At 70.6% G+C, this 14,734-nt stretch carries 12 protein-coding genes; 4 read left to right on the forward strand and 8 right to left on the reverse strand.

Translation table 11 applies throughout. The annotated features are described in order from the left end of the window. Window positions 1-42 precede the first annotated feature (42 nt). Window positions 43-552: a phosphoribosyltransferase gene (locus ACIPYT_RS09295; protein WP_401072859.1), complete on the forward strand. Its 510-nt coding sequence runs from the start codon at window positions 43-45 to the stop codon at window positions 550-552. A 15-nt stretch (window positions 553-567) separates the two neighbouring features. Here the strand turns inward: ACIPYT_RS09295 and ACIPYT_RS09300 are convergent, their stop codons facing one another. Then, complete coding sequence (locus tag ACIPYT_RS09300; protein WP_401072861.1) at window positions 568-2,091, reverse strand: ATP-dependent DNA ligase; 1,524 nt, start codon at window positions 2,089-2,091, stop codon at window positions 568-570. Between the two features lie 79 nt (window positions 2,092-2,170). On the opposite strand from ACIPYT_RS09300, the gene ACIPYT_RS09305 reads away from it, so the two are divergent. After that, window positions 2,171-2,572, forward strand: coding sequence for a hypothetical protein (locus tag ACIPYT_RS09305; protein WP_401072863.1), 402 nt, complete (start codon window positions 2,171-2,173; stop codon window positions 2,570-2,572). A gap of 7 nt (window positions 2,573-2,579) precedes the next feature. Further along, entirely contained in the window at window positions 2,580-7,400 is a 4,821-nt protein-coding gene (locus tag ACIPYT_RS09310) for a DUF5724 domain-containing protein (protein ID WP_401072865.1), read from the forward strand. 49 nt (window positions 7,401-7,449) lie between these two features. Here ACIPYT_RS09310 and ACIPYT_RS09315 read toward each other — a convergent pair whose 3' ends face one another. From ACIPYT_RS09315 to ACIPYT_RS09345, 7 genes are all read right to left on the reverse strand, one after another. Next, window positions 7,450-8,274 carry an enoyl-CoA hydratase/isomerase family protein gene (locus ACIPYT_RS09315; RefSeq protein ID WP_401072867.1) on the reverse strand — a complete coding sequence of 275 codons (825 nt, stop codon included), beginning with the start codon at window positions 8,272-8,274 and terminating at the stop codon, window positions 7,450-7,452. Window positions 8,275-8,284: 10 nt separating this feature from the next. Beyond that, the gene (paaE, locus tag ACIPYT_RS09320) at window positions 8,285-9,382 is read right to left on the reverse strand and encodes a 1,2-phenylacetyl-CoA epoxidase subunit PaaE (protein ID WP_401072869.1); all 1,098 of its coding nucleotides are present in this window, start codon (window positions 9,380-9,382) and stop codon (window positions 8,285-8,287) included. 19 nt (window positions 9,383-9,401) lie between these two features. After that, entirely contained in the window at window positions 9,402-9,908 is a 507-nt protein-coding gene (gene paaD, locus ACIPYT_RS09325) for a 1,2-phenylacetyl-CoA epoxidase subunit PaaD (RefSeq protein WP_401072871.1), read from the reverse strand. Then, entirely contained in the window at window positions 9,905-10,732 is an 828-nt protein-coding gene (paaC, locus tag ACIPYT_RS09330; RefSeq protein ID WP_401072873.1) for a 1,2-phenylacetyl-CoA epoxidase subunit PaaC, read from the reverse strand. The genes paaD and paaC overlap by 4 nt, the downstream gene beginning before the upstream one ends. Further along, window positions 10,729-11,034 carry a 1,2-phenylacetyl-CoA epoxidase subunit PaaB gene (paaB, locus tag ACIPYT_RS09335; RefSeq protein WP_401072875.1) on the reverse strand — a complete coding sequence of 102 codons (306 nt, stop codon included), beginning with the start codon at window positions 11,032-11,034 and terminating at the stop codon, window positions 10,729-10,731. The genes paaC and paaB overlap by 4 nt, the downstream gene beginning before the upstream one ends. Beyond that, window positions 11,034-12,011, reverse strand: a complete 978-nt coding sequence (gene paaA, locus ACIPYT_RS09340) for a 1,2-phenylacetyl-CoA epoxidase subunit PaaA (RefSeq protein WP_401072877.1) — start codon at window positions 12,009-12,011, stop codon at window positions 11,034-11,036. Before paaA ends, paaB begins: the two co-directional genes overlap by 1 nt. A 99-nt stretch (window positions 12,012-12,110) precedes the next feature. After that, complete coding sequence (locus ACIPYT_RS09345; RefSeq protein ID WP_401072879.1) at window positions 12,111-12,530, reverse strand: pilus assembly protein CpaE; 420 nt, start codon at window positions 12,528-12,530, stop codon at window positions 12,111-12,113. A gap of 63 nt (window positions 12,531-12,593) precedes the next feature. On the opposite strand from ACIPYT_RS09345, the gene ACIPYT_RS09350 reads away from it, so the two are divergent. Continuing rightward, window positions 12,594-14,729: a DEAD/DEAH box helicase gene (locus ACIPYT_RS09350; RefSeq protein ID WP_401072881.1), complete on the forward strand. Its 2,136-nt coding sequence runs from the start codon at window positions 12,594-12,596 to the stop codon at window positions 14,727-14,729. The last annotated feature ends 5 nt before the right edge of the window (window positions 14,730-14,734 follow it).

Here is a 14,734-nt window from a genome sequence, read left to right on the forward strand (position 1 = left end):
TTATCGGCTGGAGACGGTGCACCGGTGCGGGAGAATGAACCGGTGACGGATGCATCGATCGAGCGCGAGACGCTCACCTGGGACGGCTTCGGTTCGGCGACGCGGGATCTCGCCCGCGCAATCCTCGACAGCGGGTTCGAACCCGAGGTGGTGGTGGCGATCGCCCGCGGCGGTCTGCTGCCGGCCGGCGCCATCGCGTACGGTCTGGGCGCGAAGAACTGCGGCGCGATCAACGTCGAGTTCTACACCGGCATCGGCACCGTGCTCGACGCCCCCGAGGTGCTGCCGCCCGAACTCGACATGGCCTACCTCGACGGGCGCCGCGTGCTTCTCGTCGACGACGTCGCCGACTCGGGGCGCACGCTCGCACTCGCGGTGCAGCTGCTGACCGACAAGGGCGCCGACGTGCGATCGGTCACGATCTACACCAAGCCCACGACGATCATCCAGCCGGACTACGCCTGGAAGGACACAGACCTCTGGATCGACTTCCCGTGGTCGTTCCAGGGAACCGTGCGCGAAGAGGATCTGGGGCTGCCGCCCACGGCCTGACCCGCGCCGGCAGGGTCACGCGCGCAGCAGAGCCCGCAGGGTCTGGATCGTGTCGGCCTCGGCCGGCGTCTTGTCGGGGCGATACGTCTTGACGCGGGCGAACCGCAGCGCGAGGCCGCCCGGGTAGCGTGGCGATCGCTGCACGCCGTCGATCGCGATCTCGACGACGAAGTGCGGTTCGAGGAAGACCGTGCCCTGTGTGCGTCGGGCCTCGAACGCGGGGAACTCCTGGGTCTGCCACCGCAGCAGCTCGTCGGTGAGGCCCTTGAACGTCTTGCCGACCATCACGAACGCGCCCGGGTCGCCGAACTCCCCGTCGGGATCGCGCGCGCCCAGGTGCAGGTTCGACAGCCAGCCCTGTCGTCGCCCCGATCCCCACTCGGCTCCCAGCACGACGAGGTCGTAGGTCAGCACGGGCTTGACCTTGATCCAGGCCTTGCCGCGACGACCTGCCGTGTAGGTCGAGTCGATGCCCTTGACCAGCACGCCCTCGTGGCCTGCGGCCAGTGCCTCACGCGACAGGAGCTCCGCGGCCTCCGGGTCGTCGGTCACCACCCCCGGCATCCGCCAGTCGGGGGCGACGCGCTCGAGCTCGGCCATCCGCACCGACAGCGGCTCGTCGATCAGGTCGCGACCGTCGACGTGCAGGACGTCGAAGAACCACGGCCGCAGGGCGAGGTCGCGGCTCACGTCGGCGCCGAAGCGCGACATGGTCTCCTGGAACGGACGGGGACCGCCGTCTTCGTCGAGGGCGAGGGTCTCGCCGTCGAGGATGACGTCGTGCACCGGGAGGCTGCGCACGATCTCGACGATCTCCGGCACGCGATGCGTGACGTCGGCGAGGCTGCGCGTGTAGACGCCGACCTCGTCGCCGCGGCGGTGCACCTGGATGCGCGCTCCGTCGAGCTTGTACTCGACAGAGGCGCGGCCGGTGGCCTCGAGTGCGGCCGAGGGCGAGGCGGCTGTGCCCGCGAGCATCGGCATGACCGGCCGGCCCACCGCGAGGCCGATCGCCTCGAGGTCGGCCTCGGGGCCGGTGAGCGCGACGACCGCGGTCTCGCCGAGGTCGCCCGACAGCATCGCAGCCCGGCGGACCGTGGCGACGGGGCGATCGGCGGCCTTCGCGATCGCGTCGAGCAGCACTCCGCCGAGCGCTCCCGTGCGCAGCTCACCGAGCATGGCGCGGGACAGGAAGTCCCATTCTTCGGCCGTCGAGCGCCGGGCGAGGTCGGTGAGGATGCCGGTGCGCGCGACCGCCGACCCCGACCCCGACGCGGAGACGAGGTCGTCGAACGAGGCGTCGACCTCGCGCAGCGCGAGCGCAGGATCGTCGGTGTGCGTGACCTCGAGCGCCGACAGGCCTCGCCATCCGACGCCCAATCGCCCCTGACGCGGACTCGCGAGCAGGAGCCCGACGAGAGCGGGGAGCTCTGCGGCGTCGGCCAGGGAGAGCAGGTGCGCGAGCGCGTCGATCTTCGCGAGGCGGGAGGAGGTGGACGACACCGTCTCGGTGGCGGCGACCACGTCAGCGAGCTTCATGCACGCAGTCTGGCACCGGGGTCGGACATCGTGCAGACCCTTGCGCGGCGATGTCCCCGCCCCATGCAAGACTGAGCGCATGCTCGTCGAGACCGTCGCCATGGGAGGACGCACGCTCGGCGAACCGCTCGCGATCGGTGGCGTCGACGGTGACCTCACACTCCGTGCGCTGTTGCGTGTCCTTGTCGCGCACGAGCTCGCGGCGTACTCGGCTCACCGTGAGAGGTCGGCGACTCTGCAGATCCTCACGCCGGCCGATCTCGTGCGCGGCGCCGAGACCGGACGCTACGGCAACGAGCCGCGCGAACTCCCCGCCGCACCATCACTCGACAACGCCCACGCCCGCGCGGTCGAGGCATTCGACGACCAGCTCTACTTCGCCGTGCTCGACGACGTCAGGATCACGGATCTCGACGCCACCCACGCGATCACGTCGCACTCGCGCCTCCGGCTCGTGCGTCTCGTCGCGCTCACCGGATAGGACCCCTGTGCTCACTGCCGACCAGGCCACCGAACAGCTGCGCTCGTACTGCTCATGCACGGAGGGGGTCAAGAGGCCCGTCAGCGTGAAGGGGCTCACCGCTCCCCGCCTCGCGCGCCGAATCGCCGACAACATGAACGACAAGAGCGGCACCCACGACGTGGCGGCGCGCGCGATCGTGCAGGCCACCTCGCGCAGTCTCGCCGATGAGTTCGACGCACTCGACCGCAGGGCGGCCGCGAAAGTGCTCACGGCACTGTGCCCGAAGGTCGGCGCCGAACTCGCCTTCTGGTGGGACTGGTCTCGGTCGCGTCCGTACCTGCACGGCTGGTGGGGTGCGCAGCCCTTCCGCTCCGTCGATCATGAGTTCACACGAGCCTCCCGGTGGGATCGTCTGCGGTCCCTCATCGAGCACTTCACCCACTACCCGCAGCCCATGGCGTGGCACGCCACCTGGCTCCTGCACCTCTCGGAGTACACGCGGCTCGGCGATGTCCTCGCCTCGGCGGTGGATGCCGGAGACACCGAGGTGCGCGGCATCCTCATCGAGTGCCTGACCGGTGCGCCCGCGATCGGCGGGCCGTCGGCGCACGCCTACGTCGCCCTGCTCGCCTCGGCGGATCCCGCGGCCTGGGACGTCGTCGTCGATCAGCTGCGCGACGCGGGACGCGCCGAGGGCCTGCGCACGACGATCCTCACCGCGCTCAGCCACGCTCATCCCGACGCGATCGCGCGGGTGCTCGGCGTCGTGGTCGACGAGGGGCTCGTCCGATTCTCGAGCACGGTCCGGATGGCATCGGGGATCGTCGATGAGGAGCTGACCGTCCGCGACGCGGGGGCCGTCGGCACGGCGCTCCAGACGATCGTCACGTACCTGCGCACACCGCCGTCCGCCGCGGATCTGCGCGCCCGCGGTCGGGTCGAGGCCTATCTCGGGCTGTGGACGCTGTCGGTGCGCGACATCGCCGGCGCGGTCGACGTCGCCACAGCGCTGCTGCGCGACGGCGAGGCCGGGCACCGTCTCGCCGCCGCGCGGATGCTGGTCAGGCTCTGGCATCCGTCGACCGCCGCGCCGCTCGCTCTCGCGCTCGACGACGACGACCTCGCGGTGTTCGCGGCGGCGCTGCAGGCGTGGCCCGTCAGCAACGGCACCGCGGCACGCGACCTCCCGCTGACGCCGGGGGCGGTGATCGCCCTCCGTCGTCGCCGTCGTGAGCTCACGGCGACACGGGAGATCGACACCGGCATCCTCACCCGGCATCCCGAGTCCGTGAAGGCCGCCGACATCGTCGACGTGATCAGCGTCTACGCGAACGACGACGAGGTCGATCTGTCGGACGCCTCGCCAGACGTGCGGCGGGCGACGGCGGGGCGGTATGCGAAAGACCCCGTGCTCCATCGCGCACCGCTCTTCGCGCTCCTGTTCGACTCCTCATGGCACGTGCGGGATGCCGCTCGGCGTGGTTTCGACGTCGACCGGATCACGACCGAGGAAGCGATCGAGCTCGAGAAAGCCCTCACCCGCAAGGCCCAGGACCTGCGTAAGATCGCGATCCGCCTGCTGCAGCTGCAGGACGCCGAGGGCGTCGCGGCCTCGGTCGAGCGTCTCCGCGCGGGAGCGGCAGCGCAGCGCCGGGCGGCAGAGGACATCGCCGAGGCTGCGGGACTCACAGAGACCCCCGCCGTAGCCGCGGATACGAGCGCGAGCCTCGATGATGAGAGCGTCGATGACGGTCCTTTCGCGGACCGCCCCGAGCTCCTCCGGTTCGGTGTCGAGGAGCGCACCCCGTCTGTCCGTCCGTCCGCCCCGGCGCAGTCGCGGTGGGACCAGTACCACCCCGGCGCACGGCGCATCTGGCTGTCGTTCGAGGCGTGGATGGCCGAGCACGCCGGCGTCGAGGTGCAGTCCACGAGCGGCGTCCAGCTGCTGGAGAACGTGTCCTCGCATCAGCTGCGCACGAGCGACGACGGCACGATCCCGCTGGCCGAGCTGGTCGACCCGTGGTGGGAGCGAGTCCGTGGTGAGCTCGTCGATGGCGGAGTCGAACTCGCGCTGCTCGACGTGCTCGGCGCCGGCCAGTACGGTATCGGCCTGCGCGTTCTCGGGGACATCGGCAGGGAGGGGAGCGACACGCAGTCGTCGCTGCGCTCGACGCTTCTCGGTCACCTCGCCCGGCGGGAGCGCCGCGCGTCTTGGGCCGAGCCCGTGATCGACCTCCTCGCGCTCGCCGCGGCCGAGCTTCCGATGAGCGATCTCCTCACGCCGCGTACCGTGAAGTTCTCCGAGGGCCTGAGACTCGCGGCCGACTGGGATCCACGGGAAAGGAGCGTATTCGACAGTTCTCTCGCGTATCTGGATCCGGCGACTCTCGACGACGAGCAGCTGCGCCGACTGTGGAGCATCCTCCGCTTCATCGATGAGCCCGAGGGAGCCGTCGACCAGTGGTCAGGACCGAAGGTCGAATGGGCCGATCCTTTCTACCGTGGCGAGACCGTGCTCTCCGTCGACCAGCCCTTCCGCTTCCGTCCGCCGCTCGCGATCGTCCGCGCGGCCTTCGAACGAGGGGTCGCCTCGCGCGCCGATCTCATCGACTGGGCGTTCACTCGTCCCGCGCTGCGCAACGAGCCGCACGGCACCGTGGACAACCCGCTGGCGGCGTTCAGCGCCCTCACCGATGCGGCGCCCGAGACTCAGGCCGTGGTCGAGGCCGTGCAGCGCACCGTGGTCGAGCTGGAGCTGCCTCGCGGCGATGTGGCGACCGCCTACACGACGATGGCGGCGACGCTGTCGCGCGCAACGGGTGCGCAGACCCTCGTCGCGACATTGCGCGCGCTCGGGCGTCGACCGATCATGCGCCGTTATGTGAACCTGCGCTGGAGCGACCGCGAGGCGTCGTTCGCTCACCTGTTGCGCGTTCATCATCCGGCTCCGGACGAGTCCGGTGAGACCCTCGCCGAAGCGCTCGCCGGGTCGAAGATCCCGGAGAGTCGCGTGATCGAGACGGCCGTCTACGCTCCGCAGTGGGCCGAGGTCGTCGAGCAGCACCTGGGCTGGACCGGATTCGCGTCCGCGGTGTGGTGGCTGCACGCGCACACCCAGCGCGACTCCTGGGAGCTCGGTCACACGATCAGGGATGAGCGTGCGCGGGAGATCGCGAAACGCACTCCGGTGTCGACGGACGATCGGGAGCGCGGCTGCGCGGATGCCGAGTGGTTCCATCGGATGCGGGCCGAGCTGGGCGACGAGCGTCTCGACCGCGTGCTCAAGGCCGCGAAGTATGCCTCCGTGTCGGGTGAGCACAAGCAGGCCGAGTTGTTCGCGCAGGCGCTGCGCGGTCATGTCGGGGAGGACGAGCTGCTGACCCGCATGCACGAGAAGCGGCATCAGGATGCCGTGCGCGCCTACGCACTGCTGCCTCTGCCCGAGGGGGACGCCGATGTTCTGCATCGGCGCTACGAGGTGCTGCGCGCCTTCGTCAGCACCGGGAAGGCGAACGGACCGCAGCGCCGCGCCGCCGAGACCACCGCAGTGCACACGGCGCTGGAGAATCTGGCGCGCAACGCGGGCTATCGCGATCCGCAGCGACTGATCTGGGCGATGGAGGCGCGCACGGCAGCCGACCTGGCCGAGGGCGCTGTGACCGCCGTCGACGGCGACCTGACTGTGAGTCTGTCGATCGATGACCTGGGGATGCCGGTCATCGCGGTCGATCGCGCCGGGAAGACCCTGGCGGCCGTGCCGGCGAAGAGTCGCAAGGTCGAGGCGATCGCCGCTCTCATCGCCCGCAGCAAGGAGCTGGGGAAGCAGGCGCAGCGGATGCGGGCCTCGCTCGAGGCGGCATGCGTGCTCGGCGACGTGTTCGAACCCGGGGAGATCGCGCTGCTGCGCGCGCACCCGCTTCTCGGACGGATGCTCGCCGACCTCGTGCTCGTCGACACGGAGGGTCGGGCGGGGTTCCTCGCGACCTCGGGCGACGAACTCGTGCGCGCCGACGGCACCCCGGTCGCGCCCGTCGGCGGACTGCGCATCGCGCATCCGGTCGATCTGCTCGCGAGCGGAGACTGGCCCGACCTGCAGCACGAGGTCATGACGCGCGGGCGGCCGCAGCCGTTCAAGCAGGTGTTCCGCGAGCTGTACGTGCCGACCGAGAACGAGCGCGGCGAGGGCGGGATCTCGTCGCGGCGCTACGTCGGACACCAGGTCGCTGCCCGTCGCGCCTCCGGGCTCTTCATCGCGCGCAACTGGGTGCGGGAGTACGGCAGGGGGTTCGAGCGCACGTTCCACAACGAGAAGATCCATGTGTTCTGCAACGTCGAGGAGGGCTGGGGGACCGCTGCCGAGGTCGAGGACGCCACGATCGACGACGTGCGCTTCGGAGTGGTGGGCTCCTGGCGGGCGATCCCGCTCGAGGAGGTGCCGCCGCGGGTGTACTCGGAGACCATGCGTGACCTCGACCTCGTGGTGTCGGTCGGTCACTCGAGCGGCGTCGATCCGCAGAGCTCGGAGTCGACCGTGGAGGTCAGGCGCCGGATCGTCGACGAGACATGCCTGATGCTCGGGATCGACAACGTCGAGGTCGACGGCCATCACGTACGCGTGAAGGGGGCGATCGGCACCTACTCGGTGCACTTGGGGTCGGGCATCGTGCACCGGATCCCCGGGAACACGCTGTTCATCATCCCGGTCGGGGCGCAGCATCGCGGGCGGATCTTCCTGCCGTTCGTCGACGATGACCCGCGCACGGCCGAGATCGTCTCGAAGGTCGTGATGCTCGCGGCCGACGACAAGATCAAGGACCCGACGATCCTGAGTCAGTTGGTGCGCTGAGCGACCGGACGCGGCCGATCCCGCGCTCGGAGCTCGTGGAACCCCGCGCTCAGCGCCCGCGGAACTCCGGACGGCGCTTCTGCTGGAACGCCGCGAAGCCCTCGCGGTAGTCGTCGGTGTCGCACAGCGCGGCCTGTGCGGCGTTCTCGGCCTCGACCGATTCCCACAGCGCCAGGCGTTCGTCACGGATGCGGGCGACGAGCTGCTTGCTCGCGAGGAACGCCGCGGTGGCTCCCCGTGCGGCGGCGGCCGCGGCATCCGCTGTCGCCTGCACGACCTCGTCTTCGGGGAGGACGCGCGAGAAGAGCCCGGCGGCCACGGCCTCCGCTCCGCTCATGAGCCGCCCGGTGTAGATGAGGTCGAGGGTGCGATGCGGTCCGAGTCGGTCGACGAAGTACGCGTGGCCCCCGGAATCGAGAGTCGCGCCGAGCGCCGCGAACGGGGACCCGATCTTCGCGGTCTCGGCGACGTACACGACGTCGGTGGCGATGAGCAGGCCGAGGCCGACACCGAGACAGGCGCCGTGGGCGACCGCGAACGTCGGCGCGGGGAAGCGCGCCATCCGCTGCAGCAACGGCGTCACGAGCCCGCCGAGGTACCCCATGACGTCGTCGTCACGGGGATCGACGCCGGAGATGTCGCGGCCGGCGCAGAAAGCGCGACCCTCGCCCCGCAGCACCAGTGCGCGCACTCCGGCGGCATCCGCCTCGTCGTAGGCGCGGCCGAGCTCGTGCAGCGCCTTCTCGTCGAGCGCGTTGAGCTTCGTCGGCGCGTTCAGCACGACGGTGGCGACGTCATCGGAGATCGTGAGATCAATCCTCGGGGGTCGTCGTGGGCGTCGGGGTCCGACGTGATGACTCGCGAGATCGATCATCGGGTGCTCCTCACACGTCGTAGTCGACCACGAGCCGGTCGCTGGTCGGATGGGACTGGCACGTGAGCACGTACCCGCGCTCGAGCTCGTCGGGTTCGAGCGCGTAGTTCTCGGTCATCGTGACACTGCCTTCGAGCACGCGGGCCCGGCACGTGCCGCACACGCCGCCCGCACACGCGAAGGGCGCATCGGGCCGCACGCGCAGTGCGGCGTTCAGCACCGACTCATGGGCGTCGACCGGGCTCTCGACCGTCGACGAGACTCCGTCGAGGTTCACCTCGATCCGCACGGTGCGTTCGCCGGCCCGTACCTGGACCGGTCGTGCGGCGCGCACCGGCTCGTCGCCGGTCGTGAACAGTTCGAACCGGATGTGCTCGCGCGCGACGCCGACGTCGGCGAGCACCTCCCGGCACAGGTCGACGAGCGCGAGGGGTCCGCACAGGAACCACTCGTCGACATCGGCGGGATCGATCAGCATCCGCAGTATCGTGCGCAGCTTCTCCTCGTCGAGTCGGCCCGAGAGCACAGGCGCCGTACGCTGCTCGCGCGACAGCACATGGTGCAGCGTGAGCCGGGTGGGGTAGCGGTCCTTGAGATCGGCGAGGTCTTCGAGGAACATCACGTCGGGCGTCGAGCGGTTCGTGTACAGCAGCGTGAATCGTGCGGTGTCGGAGCGGGAGAGCACGGTGTGTGCGAGCGCCATCAGCGGGGTGATCCCCGAGCCAGCGGCGATGCCGACGACGTGGCGGCGGTCGAGATCGGGCAGCGCCGAGGTGAACGTGCCCTGGGGGCTCATGACGTCGATCTCGAACCCGGGCTGCAATCCGGTCTGCGCCCAGGTCGAGAACAGTCCGCCCTCATCGCGTTTGACGGCCACGCTCAGACGCGTGTCACGCCCGTCGGTGCGCTTCTCGGGAGCGCGGCACAGCGAGTACGAGCGCCGCACCTCGGCGCCGTCGAGAGTGGTGCGCAGCGCGACGTACTGGCCGGGGAGGTGGTCGTAGTCGTCGGCGAGGGAGGCGGGCACGGTGAACGTCACCTCGACCGCGTGGTCGGTGAGCGGCCTGACGCTCTCGACCGCGAGGGTGTGGAAGCGGGCGCGGGCCATCAGATCGTTCTCCCGTGCATCAGATCGCCTTGAAGTGGTCGAAGGGTTCGAGGCAGGCACGGCACTCGTACAGCGCCTTGCACGAGGTCGAGCCGAAGCGCGACACCTCGCGGGTGTCGAGCGAGCCGCACTGCGGGCAGCGGACGCTGAGCGCGAGCCGGATCGGCCCCGTGCCGACGGCCGCACGGCCGCTCGGCGGAGCGATGCCGTAGCGCTCGAGCTTCTGCTTTCCGGCATCCGACATCCAGTCCGTGGTCCAGGCCGGGGAGAGCACGAGCGACACCTCGACGGGGGCGTACCCGGCGGCGGTCAGCGCGAGCACGACGTCGTCGCGGATCGTCTCCATCGCGGGGCATCCGCTGTAGGTCGGGGTGATGTCGACGTGCACCGCGGAGCCCTCGACGCGCACCGCGCGGAGCACACCGAGATCCTCGATCGTGAGCACGGGGACCTCGGGGTCGGGCACAGCTGCGGCGATGCGCCAGGCGGCGCCGGTCGCGGACTCCTGCGGCGGGCGGACGGTCACCACGTCGCCCCCGGATGCCGTCGCGCGAGCACCTGCATCTCGGCGAGGAGGTGGCCGAACGGCGTCGCGTGAGCGCCGTGACGCCCGCCCGCCGAAGATGCGGCGACGGCGGGGCGATCGAGGTCCGCCTCTGCGAGGACCGCGTCGATCACGGCGTCGAATCCCGGGCGCAACGACGACGGTCGCACCGCGGCGTCGCCCAGGCGGTCGATCAGCGCGTCGTCGCGGAACAGCTCGTCGACGTAGGGCCACACGTCTCCGAGCGCGCGGATCATGCGACGCCGCGACTCCTCCGTTCCCCCGCCGAGGCGCAGGACCCACTGCACGGCGTGGTCGCGGTGGTAGTCGACCTCTTTGCGGGACTTCTCGGCGATGGCCGCGAGGGTCTCATCGCTGCTCGCGCGCAGCGCCGTGTACAGCTCGAGCATGTACGTCGATACGAGCAGCTGTCGTGCGATGGTCTGCGCGAAGTCGCCGTTCGGCTGCTCCACCAGCCAGGAGCTGCGGAACTCGGGCTCGTCGCGGAAGAACGCGAGGTCGTCTTCGCTGCGGCCGTCGTACGAGCCGGCGTAGCGGAGGAACGAACGCGCATGACCGAGCAGATCGAGTGCGATGTTGCCGAGCGCGACGTCCTCTTCGAGCTCGGGCGCGCGGGCGATCCACTCGCCGAGCTGCTGAGAGAGGATGAGAGCGTCGTCGCCGAGCCACAGCGCGTACTCGGCGATGTCGGCGGATGCCGCGACGGCCGAGCCGCCGGCGAGCTCGGCGCTCAGCGAGAGCTCGTCGACCGAGACGTCTCCATGGATGTCCTCGTGTCCGCTCACAGGTGCGGCACCCCTTCGGAGGCCGTGTAGTACACGGCGTGACGGTAGTTCTTGCCCGCGGGGCTCTCGAAGTAGGCGCCCTTCGCGTCGGGGTCGCTCGTCGTGATCGCGTCGGCCGGAACGGCCCAGATCGACACGCCTTCGCCGCGCCGCGTGTACAGGTCGCGTCCGTTGCGGATCGCCATGTCGGCATCCGGGGCGTGCAGCGAACCGACGTGCACGTGACTGAGCCCGCGGTTCGCGCGCACGAAGATCTCCCACAGGGGCCACGGTTCGCGCTCGTCGGCGCCGGGCGTGGCCATCACGCCACCGCCTTCTCGCCGATGCGCTGCTTGCGCGCGTACTCGGCCGCGGCCTCGCGCACCCAGGCGCCCTCCTCGTGGGCGGTGCGACGACGCTCGAGCCGCTCGGCGTTGCACGGACCGTTGCCGCGGAGCACCTCGAAGAACTCGTCCCAGTCGATCTGGCCGATGTCGTACTGCCCGGTGTCGTCGTTCCAGCGGAGGTCGGGATCGGGCAGCGTGACGCCGAGGATCTCGGCCTGCGGCACGAGCATCGAGACGAAGCGCTGACGGAGATCGTCGTTGGAGAAGCGCTTGATCTTCCACGCCATGGACTGCGCCGAGTTGGGGGACTGGTCGTCGGGTGGCCCGAACATCGCCAGGCTCGGCCAGTACCACCTGTTCACGGCATCCTGCGCCATCGCCTGCTGCTCCTCGGTGCCCTGCATGAGCGTGAGCAGGATCTCGAAGCCCTGGCGCTGGTGGAACGACTCCTCCTTGCACACCCGCACCATCGCGCGCCCGTAGGGGCCGTAGGAGGCGCGGCACAGCGGCACCTGGTTGCAGATCGCGGCGCCGTCGACGAGCCAGCCGATCGCGCCCATGTCGGCCCAGGTCGGGGTGGGGTAGTTGAAGATCGAGGAGTACTTGGCCTTGCCCGTGATGAGCTGGTCCATCATCTCGTCGCGCGTGATGCCGAGGGTCTGCGCAGCGGAGTAGAGGTAGAGGCCGTGGCCCGCCTCGTCCTGCACCTTGGCCATGAGGATGGCCTTGCGCTTGAGGCTCGGCGCGCGCGTGATCCAGTTGCCCTCGGGCTGCATGCCGATGATCTCCGAGTGCGCGTGCTGCGAGATCTGGCGGATCAGCGTCTTGCGGTACGCGTCCGGCATCCAATCGCGGGGTTCGATGCGCTGCTCGTTCGCGATGAGTTCGTCGAACAGCCGCTCCTCCTCGGTGGGGGCGGCTCCGGCGAGAGACAGGTCTGCGGGGCTGGTCATCGTCGACTCCTCTGCGTACGACCAGACTTTACTGACCGGTCGTTAGGTAATTCTGACACGGAGGGATGCGGTGCGCAACACGACCCTGCGCCGAGGCCGTCAGCGGGTGCGCGCGAGCAGGGCGAGGAGAGCCCGACCGTACGCCTCCGACGGATCGGGATGCTCGAAGCGGAGGCTCTCGTCGGAGATGCCGATCTCGACCACGAAGGCGTCGGCCACGCGCCTGAGCGACCGGAAGGTTCCGCGCAGGAGATCGCGCAACTGATCCTCGCGGGGGAGCCACACGGCGTCGGCGAGCGTCACGGCGTCGAGGGCCCATTCGGTGGTGCCGTTGAACGCGAGGTCCGTGCCTGAGGGGGTCTGCCGCGCCTCGATCGTCATGGCACTCACCGTGAAGACATCGGCCTCGGCCTCCAGCTCGATCTCCTCGGGGAGGTCGAGCTGGAACCGGTCGCCCTCGGCGGGATGCCAGCGCAGCCCGGAATCACGCAGGGCGGTGGCGAGCTCGCGGGTGATCATCGTTCCACGCTACCTGTGGATCGTCGGGGGTCGGATGTCGGCGGTCTCGGGCAGAGTGGAGACATGACCGCCACCCGCGACGCCGCCCTCTCCGCCCTCCGCGAGCTGGTCGGGCGGCCGGACGCCGACTTCCACGACGGGCAGTACGAGGCGATCGAGGCGCTGGTCGAGCAGCGCCGTCGCGCGCTGGTCGTGCAGCGCACCGGATGGGGCAAGTCGGCGGTCTACTTCGTCGCGACGCTGCTGCTCCGGCGCCAGGGGGCGGGGCCGACGGTGCTGGTGTCGCCGCTGCTCGCCCTCATGCGCGATCAGATCGCGGCCGCCGAACGCGCGGGTGTGCGCGCCGTCGCGATCAACTCGACGAACGCGCACGAGTGGAGCGAGGTGCTCGAGCGGCTCGACCGCGACGAGGTCGACGTGCTGCTCGTCTCGCCCGAGCGCCTCAACAACCCGTCCTTCCGCGAAGAGAGGCTGCCGACCCTCGTTCGGCGCATCGGCATGCTCGTGGTCGACGAGGCGCACTGCATCAGCGACTGGGGCCACGACTTCCGGCCCGACTATCGTCGCCTGCGCGACCTCATCGCCGAGATGCCGGCCGATGTGCCCGTGCTCGCCACCACCGCCACGGCCAACAGCCGGGTCGTCGCCGACGTCGCCGAGCAGCTGGGTGCCAGTGGTAGTGCCAGCGCGGGCACCGGCACGGGCCCTTCCGGCCCTGCCGGCGCGCCCGAGGTGCTCACGATCCGCGGTCCGCTCGCCCGCACGTCGTTGCGCCTCGGCGTGCTGCGTCTGCGCGACTCGGCCAGCAGGCTCGCGTGGCTGCTGAGCCACCTCGACGACCTCCCCGGCTCCGGCATCATCTACACGCTGACGGTGTCGGCGGCCGTCGACACCGCGCGCCTGCTGCGCGAGCACGGCCAGGACGTGCGGGCGTACACGGGCCAGACGGATGCCGACGAGCGCGAGGAATCGGAGGGGATGCTCAAGCGGAACGAGGTCAAGGCGCTCGTCGCGACCAGCGCACTGGGGATGGGTTTCGACAAGCCCGATCTCGGCTTCGTCGTGCACCTCGGGGCGCCCTCGTCTCCCGTCGCCTACTACCAGCAGGTGGGCCGCGCCGGACGAGCGAGTGAGAACGCCGATGTGCTGCTGCTGCCCGGCGTCGAAGACCGCGACATCTGGCACTACTTCGCGACCGCGTCGATGCCCGATCGGGAGCGCGCCGAGCGGGTGATCGCGGCGCTCGGCGATGCGCCGATCTCGACCCCGGCGCTCGAGGCCATGGTCGACATCCGCCGCACACCGCTCGAGCTGCTGCTCAAGGTGCTCGACGTCGACGGTGCCGTGCGACGCGTGCAGGGCGGTTGGGTCGTGACCGGCGAGCCCTGGACGTACGACGCAGAGCGCTATGACCGCATCGCGGCCGAGAGGCGTGCCGAGCAGCAGCACATGCTCGACTACGAGCAGACCGACGGATGCCGGATGGCGTTCCTGCAGCGCACGCTCGACGACGACACGGCAGCACCGTGCGGGCGGTGCGACAACTGCGCGGGGGTGTGGTTCCCTGCTGAGGTCGGCGCCGCGGCCAGCGCGCAGGCGGGAGCGGCCCTCGACCGGGTCGGCGTGCCGATCGAGCCGCGTCGGGCCTGGCCCACGGGTGCTGATCGACTCGACGTGCCGGTCAAGGGACGCATCCCGGCCGAAGAGCAGGCGATCGAGGGTCGCGCGCTCGCCCGGCTGACCGACCTGGGGTGGGGCGGGACCCTCCGGAGTGTCTTCGCCGCCGGCGCGGCAGACGGCCCGGTCACTCCCGAGGTGCTCGCCGCCTGTGTGCGCGTGCTCGCGGGCTGGGGCTGGGAGGAACGCCCGGTCGCGGTGGTCGCGATGCCGTCGAGGTCGCGTCCCCTGCTCGTCGACTCCCTCGCGCGCGGACTGTCGGAGGTCGGACGCCTCCCGTACCTCGGCGCGCTCGAGCCGGTGAACGGCGGCCCCACGGGACAGCCGGGAGGCAACAGCGTGTTCCGGCTGGCGGGTCTCTGGAACCGGCTCAGCGCCGACGGCCTCGACGTGCCCACCGGTCCCGTGCTGCTCGTCGACGACCTCGCCGACAGCCGCTGGTCGCTCACGATCGCGGCGCGCACGCTCCGTCGCTCCGGCGCGACCGCCGTGCTGCCGTTCGCCCTCGCGCTCCGCGGCTGATCAGG

It is taken from the genome of Microbacterium sp. NPDC089695, assembly GCF_044749085.1.
GTDB lineage: Bacteria > Actinomycetota > Actinomycetes > Actinomycetales > Microbacteriaceae > Microbacterium.

Excerpts from the sequence above, each read along its gene's own strand:
- ACIPYT_RS09300 (WP_401072861.1), bottom strand. The coding sequence starts at position 2,091 with ATGAAGCTCGCTGACGTGGTCGCCGCCACCGAGACGGTGTCGTCCACC.
- ACIPYT_RS09305 (WP_401072863.1), top strand. The coding sequence starts at position 2,171 with ATGCTCGTCGAGACCGTCGCCATGGGAGGACGCACGCTCGGCGAACCG.
- ACIPYT_RS09315 (WP_401072867.1), bottom strand. The coding sequence starts at position 8,274 with ATGATCGATCTCGCGAGTCATCACGTCGGACCCCGACGCCCACGACGA.
- paaE (WP_401072869.1), bottom strand. The coding sequence starts at position 9,382 with ATGGCCCGCGCCCGCTTCCACACCCTCGCGGTCGAGAGCGTCAGGCCG.
- paaB (WP_401072875.1), bottom strand. The coding sequence starts at position 11,034 with ATGGCCACGCCCGGCGCCGACGAGCGCGAACCGTGGCCCCTGTGGGAG.
- paaA (WP_401072877.1), bottom strand. The coding sequence starts at position 12,011 with ATGACCAGCCCCGCAGACCTGTCTCTCGCCGGAGCCGCCCCCACCGAG.
- ACIPYT_RS09345 (WP_401072879.1), bottom strand. The coding sequence starts at position 12,530 with ATGATCACCCGCGAGCTCGCCACCGCCCTGCGTGATTCCGGGCTGCGC.
- ACIPYT_RS09350 (WP_401072881.1), top strand. The coding sequence starts at position 12,594 with ATGACCGCCACCCGCGACGCCGCCCTCTCCGCCCTCCGCGAGCTGGTC.